Origin of the sequence: Rhodopseudomonas palustris (assembly GCF_003591005.1) — a bacterium.
GTDB lineage: Bacteria > Pseudomonadota > Alphaproteobacteria > Rhizobiales > Xanthobacteraceae > Rhodopseudomonas > Rhodopseudomonas palustris_K.
Genome location: NZ_QYYD01000001.1, coordinates 112,502 through 129,339, shown reverse-complemented (window position 1 = coordinate 129,339; position 16,838 = coordinate 112,502). Strand labels below are relative to the sequence as shown.

General features: G+C 62.2%; 15 protein-coding genes. 6 read left to right on the top strand and 9 right to left on the bottom strand.

Annotated features, from left to right (window positions below; all coding sequences use genetic code 11):
* The first annotated feature begins 458 nt into the window (after window positions 1-458).
* From clpB to trxC, 6 genes are all read left to right on the top strand, one after another.
* The gene (gene clpB / locus D4Q52_RS00650) at window positions 459-3,098 is read left to right on the top strand and encodes an ATP-dependent chaperone ClpB (protein WP_119854608.1); all 2,640 of its coding nucleotides are present in this window, start codon (window positions 459-461) and stop codon (window positions 3,096-3,098) included.
* A 129-nt stretch (window positions 3,099-3,227) separates the two neighbouring features.
* The gene (locus D4Q52_RS00645; protein ID WP_119854835.1) at window positions 3,228-3,536 is read left to right on the top strand and encodes a UBP-type zinc finger domain-containing protein; all 309 of its coding nucleotides are present in this window, start codon (window positions 3,228-3,230) and stop codon (window positions 3,534-3,536) included.
* A gap of 162 nt (window positions 3,537-3,698) precedes the next feature.
* Window positions 3,699-5,273, top strand: a complete 1,575-nt coding sequence (locus D4Q52_RS00640; RefSeq protein WP_119854834.1) for an aldehyde dehydrogenase family protein — start codon at window positions 3,699-3,701, stop codon at window positions 5,271-5,273.
* An 11-nt stretch (window positions 5,274-5,284) separates the two neighbouring features.
* Window positions 5,285-7,036, top strand: coding sequence for an FAD-dependent oxidoreductase (locus tag D4Q52_RS00635; RefSeq protein WP_182915174.1), 1,752 nt, complete (start codon window positions 5,285-5,287; stop codon window positions 7,034-7,036).
* 117 nt (window positions 7,037-7,153) lie between these two features.
* Complete coding sequence (locus D4Q52_RS00630; protein ID WP_119854832.1) at window positions 7,154-7,639, top strand: DUF1931 family protein; 486 nt, start codon at window positions 7,154-7,156, stop codon at window positions 7,637-7,639.
* A gap of 249 nt (window positions 7,640-7,888) precedes the next feature.
* A complete protein-coding gene (gene trxC / locus D4Q52_RS00625) occupies window positions 7,889-8,350 on the top strand; it encodes a thioredoxin TrxC (RefSeq protein WP_119854607.1) in 462 nt (153 codons plus the stop codon).
* Window positions 8,351-8,601: 251 nt separating this feature from the next.
* On the opposite strand, the gene D4Q52_RS00620 is transcribed toward trxC, so the two are convergent.
* From D4Q52_RS00620 to D4Q52_RS00580, 9 genes are all read right to left on the bottom strand, one after another.
* Complete coding sequence (locus tag D4Q52_RS00620; RefSeq protein ID WP_119854606.1) at window positions 8,602-9,813, bottom strand: alkene reductase; 1,212 nt, start codon at window positions 9,811-9,813, stop codon at window positions 8,602-8,604.
* A 425-nt stretch (window positions 9,814-10,238) separates the two neighbouring features.
* Window positions 10,239-10,517, bottom strand: coding sequence for a chaperone modulator CbpM (locus D4Q52_RS00615; protein ID WP_119854605.1), 279 nt, complete (start codon window positions 10,515-10,517; stop codon window positions 10,239-10,241).
* Between the two features lie 2 nt (window positions 10,518-10,519).
* Window positions 10,520-11,431 (bottom strand): DnaJ C-terminal domain-containing protein, encoded by a 912-nt coding sequence (locus D4Q52_RS00610; protein ID WP_119854604.1) that lies wholly within the window; start codon window positions 11,429-11,431, stop codon window positions 10,520-10,522.
* A 45-nt stretch (window positions 11,432-11,476) separates the two neighbouring features.
* The gene (locus D4Q52_RS00605; protein ID WP_119854603.1) at window positions 11,477-12,016 is read right to left on the bottom strand and encodes a nucleotide exchange factor GrpE; all 540 of its coding nucleotides are present in this window, start codon (window positions 12,014-12,016) and stop codon (window positions 11,477-11,479) included.
* 41 nt (window positions 12,017-12,057) lie between these two features.
* On the bottom strand, window positions 12,058-13,971 hold the full coding sequence (gene dnaK / locus D4Q52_RS00600) for a molecular chaperone DnaK (RefSeq protein ID WP_119854602.1): 1,914 nt from the start codon (window positions 13,969-13,971) through the stop codon (window positions 12,058-12,060).
* A gap of 137 nt (window positions 13,972-14,108) precedes the next feature.
* Window positions 14,109-14,543, bottom strand: a complete 435-nt coding sequence (locus D4Q52_RS00595; RefSeq protein ID WP_119854601.1) for an Hsp20/alpha crystallin family protein — start codon at window positions 14,541-14,543, stop codon at window positions 14,109-14,111.
* An 84-nt stretch (window positions 14,544-14,627) separates the two neighbouring features.
* On the bottom strand, window positions 14,628-15,281 hold the full coding sequence (locus D4Q52_RS00590; RefSeq protein WP_119854600.1) for a BON domain-containing protein: 654 nt from the start codon (window positions 15,279-15,281) through the stop codon (window positions 14,628-14,630).
* A 228-nt stretch (window positions 15,282-15,509) separates the two neighbouring features.
* Entirely contained in the window at window positions 15,510-16,169 is a 660-nt protein-coding gene (locus tag D4Q52_RS00585; RefSeq protein WP_119854599.1) for a hypothetical protein, read from the bottom strand.
* A gap of 21 nt (window positions 16,170-16,190) precedes the next feature.
* Window positions 16,191-16,652, bottom strand: a complete 462-nt coding sequence (locus tag D4Q52_RS00580; protein WP_119854598.1) for a PRC-barrel domain-containing protein — start codon at window positions 16,650-16,652, stop codon at window positions 16,191-16,193.
* Window positions 16,653-16,838 lie beyond the last annotated feature (186 nt).

Genomic DNA, 16,838 nt, shown 5'->3' with positions numbered 1-16,838 from the left:
CATCTGCATTTCGTGACATCCAACCGCGACATCCGCCCTGACAACTATCAACCTCGGCTCGCCGACTCCTCCGCGCTGATGGTGACGCGAGCACCGCGCATGCATCTCGAGACACCACGATACGCTCGGCAAAATTGAGAGAGTCAGACCGGAAATCGCCGTGCTGCGATCCCCGGCGGCAGGCCTATCGGCAGCCGCAGATCACGCCTTTTCCTCGTGGGACGCCCTTTGCCGCACGTCCACCGTGTGGGCAATGAAAGCCGCTTGGCGGGTTGACAACCGTCAGTGCGCGCGCGCGGAAACCCGACGAGCATCCGGTCAACGTGCCCTGCGCGCAAATCGCACGCTCGGCGACCGGGTCGTGATCTTAACGACCCTGACCGATCGAACACCCAGCCGGTGCCGTTTATTTGCTGATCGCAGGTGGGGGACGGACGGCATGCCGAGGGAAGACGACGATGAACATTGAACAGTATACCGAGCGCTCGCGGGGTTTCATCCAATCCGCGCAGTCGCTGGCGGTGCGCGAAGGTCATCAGCAGTTTTCCAGCCTGCATCTGCTGAAGGTCCTGCTTGATGACAGCGAGGGCCTTGCTGGCGGACTGATCGACCGCGCCGGCGGCAATTCTCGCGCAATCCTAAAGGCGGCTGAGGAGGCTCTGGCCAAGCTGCCAAGGGTGTCCGGTGGTGGTGCCGGGCAGGTCTATCTCGCGCCCGAACTCGCGCGAGCCTTTGACGCCGCCGAAAAGGCCGCCGAAAAGGCCGGCGACAGCTTTGTAACGGTGGAGCGTCTGCTGCTCGGGCTCGCCATCGACAAGAATAGCGAGGCTGGCCAGCTGCTGGCCAAAGGCGGCGTGACCGCACCGAACCTTAACGCGGCGATCGAGTCCCTGCGCAAGGGCCGCACGGCCGACAGCGCGACGGCCGAGAACGCCTATGACGCGCTGAAGAAATATGCGCGCGACCTGACCCAGGCCGCGCGCGACGGAAAGCTCGATCCTGTGATCGGGCGCGATGAGGAGATCCGCCGCACCATCCAGGTGCTCTCCCGCCGGACCAAGAACAACCCGGTGCTGATCGGTGAGCCGGGCGTCGGCAAGACCGCCATCGTCGAGGGGTTGGCGCTGCGCATCCTCAATGGCGACGTGCCGGAAAGCCTGAAGGACAAGAAGCTGCTTTCGCTCGACCTCGGCGCATTGATCGCCGGCGCCAAGTATCGCGGTGAGTTCGAGGAAAGGCTCAAAGCCGTTCTCCAGGAAGTCACCGGGAGCGAGGGCGCCTTCATCCTGTTCATCGACGAGATGCACACGCTGATCGGCGCGGGCAAGAGCGACGGCGCGATGGACGCCTCCAATCTGCTCAAGCCGGCGCTGGCGCGCGGCGAGCTGCACTGCATCGGCGCGACCACGCTCGACGAGTATCAGAAACACGTCGAGAAGGACGCGGCGCTGGCCAGGCGCTTTCAGCCGATCTTCGTCAGCGAACCCACGGTCGAGGACACGATCTCGATCCTGCGCGGGCTGAAGGACAAATACGAGCAGCATCACGGCGTGCGGATCACCGATTCCGCACTCGTGGCGGCCGCGACATTGTCCAACCGCTACATCACCGACCGCTTCTTGCCCGACAAGGCCATTGATTTGATGGACGAGGCTGCGGCCCGGCTGAAGATGCAGGTCGATTCCAAGCCCGAAGAGCTCGACTCGCTCGATCGCGAGATCATCCGGCTCAAGATCGAGCAGGAGGCGTTGAAAAAAGAAAGCGACCCGGGCTCCAAGACGCGGCTGCAATCGCTGGAGAAGGAGCTCGCCGACCTCGAGGAAAGGTCGGCGGCTCTGACGGCTCGCTGGAGCGCGGAGAAAAGCAAACTCTCGAATGCCCAGAAGCTCAAGGCCGAGCTGGACGCTCTCCGAGTCGATCTCGCAAACGCCCAGCGCAGCGGCGAATACCAGCGGGCCGGCGAACTTGCCTATGGTCGGATTCCAGAGCTGGAGAAGCAACTCGCCGAGATCGAGGCCAATGAGAATGCGGGGGCAACGGTGGAGGAGGCCGTCACCGCCAATCACATCGCACAGGTCGTGTCGCGCTGGACCGGCGTGCCCGTCGACAAGATGCTCGAGGGCGAGAAGGACAAGCTCCTGAAGATGGAGGAGGCGCTGGGCCATCGCGTCGTCGGCCAGGCCGAGGCCGTGCATGCGGTCGCGACCGCGGTTCGCCGCTCGCGCGCCGGGCTGCAGGACCCCAACAGGCCGATGGGTTCCTTCATGTTCCTGGGCCCCACCGGCGTCGGCAAGACCGAGTTGACCAAGGCGCTCGCGGAGTATCTGTTCAACGACGAAACGGCGATGGTCCGACTCGACATGTCCGAATACATGGAGAAGCACTCGGTCTCGCGCCTGATTGGCGCGCCCCCTGGCTATGTCGGCTATGACGAGGGCGGTGCTCTGACCGAGGCGGTGCGGCGCCGGCCTTACCAGGTCGTGCTGTTCGACGAAATCGAGAAGGCGCATCCTGACGTCTTCAACGTCCTGCTGCAGGTGTTGGACGACGGCCGCTTGACCGATGGCCAAGGCCGAACAGTCGATTTCCGGAATACGTTGATCATCATGACCTCCAACCTGGGTTCGGAATTCCTGGTGAACCAGCCGGAGGGTGAGGATACGGCGGCGGTGCGCGAGCAGGTCATGGGCATGGTGCGTGCGCATTTCAGGCCGGAGTTTCTCAATCGCGTCGACGAGATCATTCTGTTCCACCGCCTGCAGCGCAGCGAGATGGGGCGGATTGTCGAGATCCAGTTCGCCAGGCTTCAAAAGTTGCTGGATGATCGCAAGATCACGCTCACGCTCGATGCGGACGCAAAGGAGTGGCTCGCAGCCAAGGGCTGGGACCCGGCTTACGGCGCACGGCCGTTGAAGCGGGTGATGCAAAAGTATCTGCAGGACCCGTTGGCCGAGATGATCCTCGCGGGCGAGGTGAAGGACGGCGACAAGGTCGCGATCTCGGCGGAAGGCAATGTGCTAACATTCAACGGCAGGGCGCCGCAAACGGCGGAGATAGCGCAGTTCAATGCGACGCCCCCGAAGCGGAAATTGAACTGAACGGTCCGCCTGGACGCCCGCACCACATGCGCGGCGGAGAATGTGAGACCGAAAGAGGACGAGTGAGCCCGCAACAGGCAAGATTGTAGTCAGACCGAGCGCGTCAGACAGTCATTGAGCAGGATGAACATGGCACCACGTTGCAGGCACCTGTTGGGAATTCATGACGTTATTCCGCATTCTCTAGGGTGCGAAGAATGCCTGGAATTGGGCGACCCATGGCTGCACCTGCGCGTTTGTCGGACCTGCGGCCACGTCGGTTGCTGTGACCAGTCGCCCAATCGGCACGCGACCAAACACTTCCATGCGACCGGTCACCCGATCATAGAAGCCTATGATCCGCCGGAGGGCTGGGGCTGGTGCTACGTGGACCAGCTCATCTTTGACTTGTCTGACAGGCCGACGCCACGTCTGGGTCCGATCCCGCGGTTCTATTGACGTGCCGGGCCACGTTGCCCGATCAAAGACGCCGAACGTCCGGACGAACGCAGACCCATCGATGGCGCATGATGTTTTCCGGTGTTTGTGCTGACGCCTGTCAAGGTTGCACGCCGCTCGACGCGTCATCGTCAGTTGCTAAGCCAACCTAGGGAGATGGCGATGGTCGCGCCCAGTGCCAGCCGTAGTGCCAACCGTCGCGAAGCCGAAGCATCGGATGGCACGAACGTCCAGACGCGAGATCCGCAACTTTACGATCAGTTCGATCTGCTGCCGATCGCCGGCAACTGGCGCCAGGGTCGGTCGGAGCATCGGCTGGCCGACACCAATCCGTTTAGCGGCGATGTTCTGCTCGAGATCAAGCAGGCCGATCGCGACGATGTCGATGCGGCGTTTGCGGCAGGCGCCAGGGCTCAAACGGCGTGGGCTGTCTCAACGCCAGCGGTGCGGGCACAGGTGTTTCGCCGCGCGGCAGGCGTGATGGAAGCGCGCCGCAGCGAAATCGTCGAGTGGCTGATCAAGGAATCCGGCAGCACGCGACTAAAAGCCAACCTGGAGTGGGAAGTAACTCACACCGTCATGCTGTGGGCGACATCCGTGCCGCACGCGGTCGAAGGACGCTCCGTTTTGTCCGACATTCCGGGCAAGGAGAATCTGGTCATGCGCAAACCGGTCGGCGTGGTGGGAGCAATCAGCCCGTGGAATTGGCCGCTCCACCTGAGCAATCGCACGGTCGCGCCCGCGCTCGCTGTGGGAAACGCCGTCGTGATCAAGCCGTCAAGTGAGACGCCTGTCACAGGGGGATTGTTGTTGGCCAAAATTTTCGAGGAGGCCGGGCTGCCGGCTGGTCTCCTCAGCGTCGTCGTCGGCGCCGGCGACGAAATCGGTGACGGCTTCGTCAGTCATCCCGTTCCGCGTGTGATTTCGTTCACCGGCTCGACGCCGGTCGGCCGCAGGATAGCGGAACTCGCGGCGAAGGCGCCGATTATCAAGCGCGTCGATCTGGAGCTCGGCGGCAATGCGCCGTTCGTCGTACTCGCGGACGCAGATCTCGATCAGGCCGTCGAAGCCGCTGCGTTCGGCAAGTTCTTGCATCAAGGCCAGATCTGCATCGCGATCAACCGCATCATTGTCGAGGAGTCCGTCTACCCCAAGTTCGTCGATCGCTTTGCACAGCGGGTGGCGAACTTGAAAGTCGGCGATCCCAGCGACGGCGACACCGTGATCGGTCCGATCATCAACAAGGCGCAGCTCGACAAGCTGATGGCGCGCATTCGCCGTGCCCGCGATGACGGCTGCAAACAGGTGCTCGGAGGCGAGCCGGACGGCTTGGTGCTGCCGCCGCATGTCTTTGTGAACGTCACTAACCAAATGCAGCTCGCAGCAGAAGAAATATTCGGCCCGGTGGCGCCGATCATCCGGGTCAGCAACGCCGAAGAGGCGCTGGCGGTGGCCAATCAAACAAGTTTCGGACTGAGCGGCGCCGTATTCACGCGCAACCTCCACCGCGGCGCGCACTTCGCCCGGCAGATGCAGGTCGGCATGGCCCACGTCAACGATCAGCCCGTGATCGACTTGCCGACCTGTCCGTTCGGCGGCGAGAAGAATTCCGGGATCGGCCGATTCAACGGCGATTGGGTGATCGAGGCTTTCACGACGGACCAGTGGCTGACCGTGCAGCACACCCGGCGTGCCTTTCCCTGGAGCGCTTCTGCCGTGCAGGGGCCATGGTCCTGAAAGGCGAATCGATGGACGACTTATCCAACACGGTTGTCGAGGGTCTGCAGGCGGGCGGCAGCGGCATGCTTGAGTCCCGCCGCGAGCAGATGTTTCCCAAGTTCGCGCCGAACGAAATCGACCGCATGCGCCGGTTCGGCGAGATCAGACATTATGCGGGCGATGAGTACCTGTTCCTGACGGGTGAAATTCCGCCGGGGATGTTCGTCATCATCGCCGGCCGGGTATCCATCGAAGCTCGCGATCGACCCGGCCGAACAGAGAGAATCGTGGAATTGGGTGCAGGCGATTTCATTGCCGAAGTTGCCCAGCTCTCCGGCGGACTCGCGCTTGTCGATGCACGCGCCATCGAACCCGTCGAGTCGCTGATCATTCTGCCATCCAGACTTCGCGCCTTGCTGATCGCCGACGTTGAACTCGGCGAGCGCATCATGCGCGCTCTGGTCTTGCGACGGGTATTCCTCATCGAGACCGGTTCAGGTGGCCCTTGTCTGATCGGGCATGACGCCCACCCCGGAATGGTGCGTCTGCTGGAATTTCTGGCCCGCAACGCCTATCCACACCAGGTGATGGATCCCACAAAGGACCCCGACGCGCAGGCGTTCTTGCAGCACTATCCCTGCAGGCCGGAAGAACTGCCATTGGTGGTCTGTCCGAACGGGGTAATTCTCAAGAATCCCAGCGAGGTCGAGTTGGGGCGAGCGCTGGGCATGGTGCCGCCGGACCTGGAAGGGCGCTGCTACGATTTGGCGATTGTCGGCGCCGGCCCGGGAGGGCTTGCGGCTGCCGTGTATGCGGCGTCCGAAGGATTGTCGGTCGGCGTGTTCGACGCAAGGGCGTTCGGGGGGCAGGCCGGTGCCAGCAGCTGTATCGAGAATTATCTGGGCTTCCCGACGGGAATTTCAGGCCAGGCACTGGCGGGACGTGCCTACGTGCAGGCCCAGAAGTTCGGTGTCGAGATGATCATTCCCGAGACGGTCACCAATCTTCGCTGTGAGCAATATCCATTCGCGATCGGGCTCGTCGATGGTCGGAGCGTTGCCGCGCTCAGTGTCGTGATCGCCAGCGGCGCACGCTATCGCAGGCCGAACATACCGAATCTGGAGCATTTCGAGGGGCGGGGAGTTTGGTACTGGGCTTCCCCGATCGAGGCCCGTCTGTGCCGAAACGAGGAAGTCGTGCTGGTCGGCGGAGGCAACTCCGCAGGGCAAGCGGCCGTGTTTCTCAGCCATTATGCCAAGAAAGTCTGGATGCTGGTGCGGGGCTCCAGCCTTTCGCAGAGCATGTCGCAATATCTGATCGATAGGATCGCAGCGACGGCGAATATCGAGTTGCTGACTTGCACGGAGATCGTGGAGTTGTCCGGTGACGAGCAGGGACAACTCGCGCGGGTGCGCTGGCGCGACCGGACCGGCGGGGACGTCGAGAAAGCAATCCGCAACGTTTTCATGTTCATCGGTGCGGAGCCCGCAACGGAGTGGCTGAGCGATTGCAACGTCAGCCGTGACAGCAAGGGGTTTGTCCAGACCGGCGCCGACATCCCTGATGGCGACCGGTCTTCGGCCGACGGCGCAAGCTCGCCCGCGTCGCTCGAGTCGAGCGTGGCGGGTGTGTTCGCCGTGGGCGATGTGCGGTTCGGGTCCGTCAAGCGCGTCGGCGCAGCGATCGGTGAGGGAGCCACCGTGGTGCCGCAGATCCACGCGTTCCTCGAGGCGGCCCGGACCAACCGATGTGAACAGTCGGCGCAGGCCTCCGCGGCATGATGGTCCGAGCAGGCAGCCTTCGCCGCCTGGACGATGACCGAACGGCTCGACACGAAATAACTACGCGTGAATGACATCTGTCAACGCGGCCGCGACGAGGCATGGCAGAGTGGCCGGATGATCGCGCAACTTCCCCATGACAAGATGCCGCCTGCGCGCCCAGAGGGCGTGCTACAGCTGCAGCGACTCTTTCGCAAGGCGGCTGATCTAAATTTGGACAAGGCCGACCTCAAGCGCTTCGAAGAGTTCGTCGATCACAGGGTGTATCGGCTGCTCATTCGCGCCGAAGCTGACGCCAAAGCTGGCGGCGACGTCCTGATCGAGCCCTGGCATCTGCCGATCACCGCCGGCCTCCAGGAATGCATCGAGCAATTCAGGAAGCTGGATGAAACGATAGAGCTGGCGCCGATTCTCGACCGTCTCGCGCATCGACCGCCGCTGCAGTTCACCTACAGCGACGAGGCCGAAGCAATGCTGCCCGATGTTGTCGGAGGACTTGGCGTCGCGGTTGCCCGAGCCATGAAGCTCGTCGAGCCGGATCTGAAAAATCCGCAGACGAGACATTGGGAGCTCGCGTCGCGAATGTTCGACTTGCTGCTGTAGCCGTTGCAATCAATGCTGGAGTTCGCCCATTGATATGGGAGCCGCCTGGCGGTGATCTCGCTGATCGATCAGGGCCCGTCACTATCTGCCGGCACGGCATCGGCCACGATCGCAAACCGGAGCACCTGCCCGATGAACCGTGGTGCGCTCGATGGCCGGCTGACACCTGGATTTGGCCAAGCTCGATACGACCTGTCCGCGGATCGCACACAGCCTCTGGCATGGCATTGATTGTGGAGAGCTTCAGCCATGAGCAACGAGATCCGCCGCATCGTGTGCCCCCATTGCACGGCAACCAACCGCGTTCCGAACCGGCGGGATGCGCGGCAGGCAAAATGCGGACGATGTCGACAGCAACTCTTTACAGGGCATCCCGTGTCGGTTTCCGCACGTGACTTCGCCACTCACATCCAGCGCAACGATATTCCGGTGGTAATCGACTTTTGGGCGGCGTGGTGCGGGCCTTGCAAAGCGATGGCGCCGGTTCTCGAACGCGCCGCCGGCGAACTCGAACCCGAGTTTCGCTTTCTGAAGGTCGACACCGAGGCGGAAGGCGAGCTGTCCGCGCGCTACAACATTCGGAGCATCCCAACGCTGATGCTGTTCCACAAAGGCAACATCGTCGCTCAGCGCGCCGGCGCTGTCGGTGGCGAGGCGTTGCGCGACTGGCTGCGCCAGTATGCGCCCGCAGCCGCGCCCGCTGTCTCATGATTTGCCGAACAGGTTTGCCGTGGCGGCCGCAATTCGCTGTTGAGGAGGTTCCTGATATCCTGTCGCTGCATCGGATCACTGAAAGTGACGCCTGAGCGCCGGGCATCGGCGGCTAGTTCGCTGGCCAGACGCAGCATCTTCGCACATCCCGGACAGGAATAGGACTTGAAGCTTCCGCCCATCGATGGTGCTCGCGACCTGCTGTCTAGAGGATGATCGATGACTGAGGTCCTTGGGCGCCGCTCGTCGTATCATCGCCAACGCTGATCGACACAAGCCTTCGCCTTGTCGCCGCGGTCCTGCTGCAGCGAAGGATAGTCCGTGTAACCCTTCTCGCCGCCGCCATAGTACGTCGTCGGGTCGTCCACGTTCAGTGGTGCATCGACCCGCAGCCGTTCGGGCAGGTCGGGATTGGCAATGAACTTGCGGCCGAACGCAATCAAGTCGGCTAGCCCGTCGTGCAGCCATTGCGTGGCGCTGTCGGCGTCAAAGCCTCCGGCCACGATCAGGGTTCCCTGATATTTGGTGCGTATCAGTCTGGCCATGCCCAGAGCGACCGGGTCCGGGTTCTGGCCATTCTGCATCTGCTCGAGTGCCGGATTGACGACGTGCAGATAGGCCAAGCCATAGCCGGAAAGCTGTTCGGCGAGATAGCCGAACGTCGACTCAGGAGCGTCGTCACTGATGTCGTTCATCTTGCCAAGAGGTGAAAGCCGGACGCCGATCCTGTCCGCTCCGAGAATGGGGATTAGGGCTTCCGTGATTTCGAGCAGCAGACGCGCGCGATTCTGAATCGTGCCGCCATACGCATCGCTGCGACAGTTGGTGCTGCTCTCGATGAACTGATCGATCAGGTAGCCGTTGGCCGCATGGATCTCGATGCCGTCGAATTCGGCAGCCTCCGCGTTCCTCGCCGCACGCTCGTACTGTCTGATTAGATAGGGTATCTCCTCGAGAGTCAGCGCGCGTGGACGCACGAACGGAACCAGCTGTCCCTCGCCGAGCTCGTTTTCGATGAAGGCCTTGCCGGCAGGCGTGATCGCCGAGGGCGCAACGGGCAGCATGTTGTCCGGCTGCAGGGCCGGATGCGAAATGCGACCGACGTGCCATAGTTGATTGAAGATCAGTCCGTCAGCCTTGTGCACGGCCGTCGTGACTTGCCGCCAAGCTTCGACTTGCTCGCGGCTATGGATACCCGGCGTCCAGGCATAGCCCTGGCCCTGCATCGAGATCTGGGTGGCCTCGCTGATGATGAGGGCAGCGGACGCTCGCTGCGCATAGTAACAGGCCGCGAGTTGCGATGGCACGTTGCCCGGCTGTCGGGCTCGTGAGCGGGTCAATGGCGCCATTACCACCCGATGGGGGAGGATAAACGGCCCCAGTCGATATCCCTGGAACAGTGGGTTAGCGTTTCCATTTAGAGCGCCATTCAGCGCGCGGCTGCGCGTGGAAGCGGTGAACATGTTGCCTCGTGTCCAAAGAGTTGACTGAGTCAAGCTGTGGCTAAACAGGCCTATGGAGACGTTTCGGTCTCGACGCGATAACGTAACGGATGAGAGATCCGCCGCGCTGACAATCCTCAATGCGGCTGTCATTGAGAACGGACAGCAGGAACTATACAGCGAGCGTGGCTACGCGGGGCCGTCGCCGCAGCGCCGAAGTGACTGCGGCAGGGCCGGCGATAGAGTCGCCGTGACCCTACATGACCGAGCGCGATGAGTGGGGCGACTGGCCAGGTTCGACCGACCGGCGCGACGCCTGCTGTTACCAGGAGCCAAGCCATGCTGCGCCGTGTAGTGTCGGGAGGAGCGACGGCACGATCGTTGGGCTAGAGAGTGCAGGAAGGCTCGACGCGCAAGCTCATGATCGCCGATCGGGTCCCGACGCTTCAATGCGGGGGCGTTACATCCGTATTCCGCATGGTCTGGATGTCCCGGAGCAGGCAGCGCAGCCCATAGAGTTGATCCAGCAGATACAAGACGAGCGCGATACCCTCGTCGTTGACACCGAAATCATCCTGAAGGTCCTGGATGAGACGCGCACGGGCGAGATCCTGCTCGGAGAAGTGATGCCCTGGCCGATCCGCCAGCAACCATTCTGCCTTTATCCAGGTCTCGATCGTGGCTGAATCGAGGTGAGATCGATCGGCGAATTCCTGCAGCTGCATTGTCACACTCGCATCGACTGTCGCGGGCTATCAGAAGGCTGCCAGTCACTCATGAACCGTTCGAGATCTGGGTCGGGCTTTTTCGGCAGAACGAGCTTGAGCGTGACGTACTGGTCACCTCTGCCGCCATCGGCGCGCGGCACGCCTCGTCCCTTGATCCGCAGCTTGCGGCCCGAACTCGACCATTTCGGCACTGAGACGGTGACGGCGCCGCTCACGGTCGGGACCTTCAGTTTGGCGCCCAGCACGCCTTCCTTCAGTGAGATCGGCAGCTCCAGGAGGATGTCATCGCCTTTGCGGACGAAGTAAGGATGCGGCAGGACGCTGATTTCAATCAAAGCGTCGCCTGCAGGACCGTCGCCGGCTCCCCGACGCCCCTTCTCCTTGAGGCGCAGAGTTTGGCCGTCGCGGGTGCCGGGAGGAATGTTCACCTCGAGAGTCGTCCCGTCTGGGAGGACGATGGATTGCTTGCCGCCGTTGACGGCATCGAGAAAGCTGAGCTCGAGGTGATAGCGGATGTCAGCGCCGCGACCGCGCCGGGTGGAGCGGCCGGCGCGCCCAAAGATTTCGGAGAGAAGGTCCTCGCTGCCGGAGAGGTCGCTGAAATCGGCGAAGCCGGCGCCATTGGTGTAACCGGACCAGCCGTCCCGCTCGGCAAAATCCCGGTAGTATCGCCGGGGCTGCTGCTCGGTGCCTGATGCATCGATCTCGCCGCGGTCGAAGCGGGCTCGCTGTTCCGGGTCGCTGAGAAGTGTGTTGGCGGCGGACAGCTCTTTGAATTTGTCCTCTGCCGCCTTGTTGCCTGGATTGAGATCAGGATGCAGCTTTTTCGCGAGCCGACGGTAGGCCTTCTGGATGTCGGCCTGTGTCGCGTCTCGCTCGACGCCCAGCGTTGCATACGGGTCTGTGGCCAACACCAGCTCCTGATTGCGCGTCGGCCCGACCGATCGGACCCCGGGTCATTGTTGCGGGGGTGAGGACGATTGCGGTTTGGGCGGTTTGGCGACAACAACTCTGGCCGGCCGCAACAGCCGGTCGTGAAGCATGTAGCCTGTCTCCAGAACGTCCACGACGTTGCCGGGAGACTGGTCGGACCGATCCGCTTCCATCACGGCTTCATGTTTCATCGGATCGAATGGCTGGTTCAGAGCATCGATGACTTCAACACCGAAGCGTTTCAGGATCTGCGTCAGGATGCGGTCGGTGGCAACGACCCCGGCGTGCAGGCTGTCGTCCTTGGCGCCAGGATCCGGCGAGCCGGCCTCGATAGCGCGTCGCAGATTGTCCGCCACTTGCAGCAGTTCGCGGGCGAAGTCGGCGATCGCATATTGCCGGGCATCCTGCACCCGGCGCTCAGTGAGGCGCCTCGTGTTTTCGGCATCCGCGAGTGCGCGCAACAGGCGGTCGCGCTCGGAGCTGGTTTCCTGCGCTCGATTGCTTGCGTCGTGCTCACCCGCGGGCAGCTCGCCAAGCCCATCGTCGACGGTGTTGGTCGCCATGTCGTGCTCCACTCGTGATGTTCGCCCCGGATGGGGAGGCTTCACGAAGCCTTCCGGCTGCCGGGATCGATTTCCTCGAATTCCGCGTCGACGACGTCGTCATTGGACTCAGAAGATCCCGCTTGTTCGCTGCCGGTCGCGCCGCCTTGGGACGCCGCGCGGTTCAGGGCTTCGCCGATTTTCGACGCCGCCTGTTGCAGCCGCTGGGCGGCCTGCTGGATCGCTGTCACGTCCTCGCCGCTCAGCCGTTGCTTGGCCTCGGCGATCGCCTGTTCGACCTCGCTCTTGACGTCGGCAGGGATCTTTCCTTCGGCATCCTTCAGGGCCTTCTCGGAGCTGTAGATTGCCGCGTCGGCCTGGTTGCGGGCTTCGATCAGCTCCTTGCGCCGCTTGTCCTCGTCGGCATGGGCTTCGGCCTCCCGGACCATCCTCTGGATGTCGGCTTCGGTCAGGCCTCCGGACGCCTGGATCCGGATGCTTTGCTCCTTACCGCTCGCCTTGTCCTTGGCCGATACATTGACGATGCCGTTGGCGTCGATATCGAACGTCACCTCGATCTGCGGCACGCCTCGAGGCGCCGGCGGAATTCCGACCAGATCGAACTGACCCAGCAGCTTGTTGTCCGCCGCCAACTCGCGTTCGCCCTGGAAGACCCGGATCGTGACGGCGGTCTGATTGTCCTCCGCCGTCGAGAACGTTTGGCTCTTCTTGGTCGGGATGGTGGTGTTGCGCTCGATCAGCTTCGTCATGACGCCGCCCAGCGTCTCGATGCCGAGCGACAAGGGTGTGACGTCGAGCAGCAGGACGTCCTGGACGTCGCCTTGGAGAACGCCGGCCTGGATCGCGGCGCCGACCGCGACCACTTCATCGGGATTGACGCCCTTATGGGGTTCGCGTCCGAACAGCTGCTGTACGGTCTCCTGAACCTTCGGCATGCGGGTCTGGCCGCCGACAAGGACGACTTCGTTGATATCCGATGGCTGCAGGCCGGCGTCCTTCAACGCCGCCTTGCAGGGATCGATGGTGCGCTGGATGAGATCGTCGACCAGCGCTTCGAGCTTGGCGCGCGACAGCTTGACATTGAGATGTTTTGGTCCGGCCTGGTCTGCGGTGATGAACGGAAGATTGACATCGGTCTGGGTGGCGCTGGAGAGTTCGATCTTGGCCTTCTCGGCGGCATCCTTGAGCCGTTGCAAGGCAAGACGATCCTTTCGGAGGTCGATGCCGTTCTCCTTGCGAAACTCGTCCGCCAGATAATCGATGATCCGCTTGTCGAAATCTTCGCCACCGAGAAAGGTGTCGCCATTGGTTGACTTGACCTCGAACACGCCGTCGCCGACCTCCAGGATCGAGACGTCGAACGTTCCGCCACCGAGATCGTAGACCACGATCTTGCCGCTGCCTTTCTTGTCGAGACCGTAGGCGAGGGCGGCCGCAGTCGGCTCATTGATGATGCGCAGGACTTCCAGCCCGGCGATCCGGCCGGCGTCCTTGGTTGCCTGACGCTGCGCGTCGTTGAAATAGGCGGGCACGGTGATCACAGCCTGTGTGACGGCGCCACCGAGCGTGGCTTCCGCGGTTTCCTTCATCTTGGTGAGGATGAAGGCGCTGATCTGGCTGGGACTGTACTTCTTGCCCCGGATATCGACCCAGGCGTCGCCGTTGTCGCCCGGCACGATGTGATACGGCACCATGGTCTTGTCTTTGGCCGTGATCGGATCATCGTAGCGACGGCCGATCAGTCGCTTGATGGCATAAACCGTGTTCTCGGGGTTGGTGATACTTTGCCGCTTGGCCGGCTGCCCGACCAGCACTTCGCCGTCGTCCGTGAAGGCAACCATCGACGGCGTGGTGCGCCCGCCTTCGGCATTCTCAATAACCCTGGCTTTGCTGCCTTCCATGACAGCCACGCAAGAGTTGGTAGTTCCGAGATCGATGCCGATTGCCTTTGCCATGATCAGGTTCCTTCGGGTTTGAATCCTGGGAGGTTGCAGCCGTCCTGAGCTGTGTTTCTGCTGTTCGATGAAGAGGCGAGACGCACGAACCGGCCTGTGAGGACACCGATGGCTCGGGCGGCTCGCCGTGCCGACAATCAGGCGGCTTCCTTGACCTCGATCTTCTTCGGCTCGGGCTTCGCGGGCTTCGGAATCGTGATCTTCAGCACGCCGTTGGTCATCGTCGCCTGGACGGAGGAGGGATCGATGCCAGGCGGCAATTGCAGAACACGAAGAAACACCCCGTAGCTGCGTTCGCTGTGCTGAACATTCTTGTCGGTGTTGCCGCCGTCCGAACCCTGCTCCATCTTCTTTTCGCCGCGAATAGTCAGCGTATCATCTTCGAGCGAAATATCGACGTCCTTGCGCTCGAGACCCGGCATTTCAGCGGTGACTTCGATCGCTTTGTCTGTCTCCGTGATATCGATCTTCGGAACGAGTTGCTGTCCTTGGGCGCCCACTCCCTGTGAGAACTCGCTGAATAGGCGGTCGATCTCCCGGTGAAGGCCGAACAGGCCGAAGCCGGGTGGCATCGGTATTCCCGCGTCACGCAACGGGACGAGTGATCGTAACCTCATTGGAGTCTCCTTCTTCGGCTCGCGATGCAGTTCTGGATCCTAGGGGCTGACGACGATGCGATCGTCGACCTTGCTCACGCCGGGCGCCGACCAGGCAACGCGCTCGGCTTCCTCCCTTTCGATCCAGGAACGCACCGTTCCCTTGAGGACGACTTCGCTGCCGTTGGCCTCGACCTGAATCCGGTTGGCGTCGACTTCCGCGTTCCGCTTGAACGCGTCCAGAATCTTCTGCTTGAGTTCAGAGGGCTGGACCTTCGGCTTGACCGTGATGAGGTTGATGACGCCCTTCACGCCCTTGACCTTGCGAACCGCCTTCTCGCCTGAGGTCTTCTGATATTGCCATTCGGCGGAGCCTTCGAGCGTAATCCAGCCGTCTCGAACGGTGACCTTGATCTTCTCGTGTGAGATAGGAAGCTCGGACTTGAGCGCCGCGAGCGCGTCGCGCGCGATATCGGGATCCGGCCGCTGATCGATCGATGGCAGACGAACCTCGATGTCGTTGGCTACGGCGCGCACACCCGCTACGCGCTTCGCAGCGGACTCGGCCTCGAGTCGATCGGCGTAGCTGTGGGTGAAACCTGCGAGCGTGACGACGCCGTCCTTGACCGAAATGGCGATGTCGCTGTCATCGACGTGCGGATCCCATTTCAACTCGTCACGGACGTCGCGTTCGATCTCACTGTCTGACTTCATGATTGGCTCCTGGCGTTTGCGAGTGCATTGTCGGCGCCGCCCCGTCATCGCCGGTGGAGGCAATCTACGCGTGGTAAGCGTGCGAGCCATGACGATCGTCAACTTCCGGCTCGTGTTTCTCGCTGGAGCTTGTGAAGCCGCGCTGATTGAAGATCGGCAACGATGATCGTCGAAGCGGGTGAGCACGGCGCGGATGAATGACGCGCGCGCAGCTATGCCGCAGCCTCGTTATGGTCGCCCGAGACGCTCGTCACTCAGCCAGGGATCCGGCCGAAGTGAGTGCAGCGGCAGATCTTCCGGCGTCTTGATGAGGTCGATTTCATGAACGTGCACGGCATGTCCGCCATGCCGCACCAGAATTTCCTGGGCCAACGCCTCCTTCTCAGGGTCGCGGACCCGAACCCAGATCAGCAGGCCGAACCACTCCGCAATCGGCTCCAAGCCTCTGACCTTTTCGCGGCGCAGGAGCCGATAGATGGGCCATATCATCATGACGCCCGTGACGGTCCCGATCAGGATCGACCACATGGCGACCGCGAGAGCGTCATACCCTTTGAGCGCCAGGAAAGCGGCGACTCCGACTGCCGTAATGCAACCGAGAACGCCGCTGGCGACGGCTTCGGCGCCGAGCAAATCGTCGTCACCGAAGAAGGGCTGTCTCGGCGTGGTCGGCAGGTCGGCGAGATCGGAAGGGGGAATCGCCACGTAATTCAGCCGACGCTGCAGTTCGTCGGGAGATGCGCTGACGTCGATGTCGGAGCGATCGAAGCCCGACAAAAGAAGATCCTGGACCGCGTCGTCGAGCGTACGCCGGGAGTGAAAGACACCGGTTACTTCGCGGGACCGGTCATGGTCCAGGATCGTGTCGGTTGATGTTGCCGTCGTCATGTGATGTGACCGTCAATCTGATCAGTATTTGAATTCCGTCAGCTTCTTCAGTTCTTCCTTGGATGCGCCGGGAAGGGTGACCTTGCTGCCGGTGTCGTCAATGACGATGCTGTTGAACGGCACTGCGACGAGACGAGCGCCGACGCCGAGAAAGCCGCCGACCTGCAGAATCGCGAAGTCGAGTTGTTTCTTGTCTTTCCCGGCGATCACGTCGTCGAGGCTTCCGATCTTCTCATTTTTGTCGTTCATGACGGTGCTGCCGATCAGTTTGCTCATGCGATAGCCCTGAGCAACGACGCTTACGTCGACCTTGACGAGAGCTACGCCAGCCTGCGGCAGTGCGGGATTGCAGCTCAGCACAGCCAACATTCCGACAAGCGCCGCCAGGCCGCTGTTTCGCAGCTTCCTCGCCCCCCTGCGATGGCTCGGCGGAGTTGCACTGATGATGAGATTCGAAAGGCGAGCGGATGGGGTGGTTTTCATGTCTCTCTCCTCGGGACGATCGGTGATCTAGCGGGTACCTCTGTTCGACCCTGGAGTGCGCTGACCATTGTCAATTTGCAGGCCGCTTAATCGACGCCGCGGCAGAATCCGCCGGTTGTCAGACCACCAGGGCTGCACATTTGCTGCAATTGCACCCGCATGGTTTGCCCGAGAGATGCGACATCG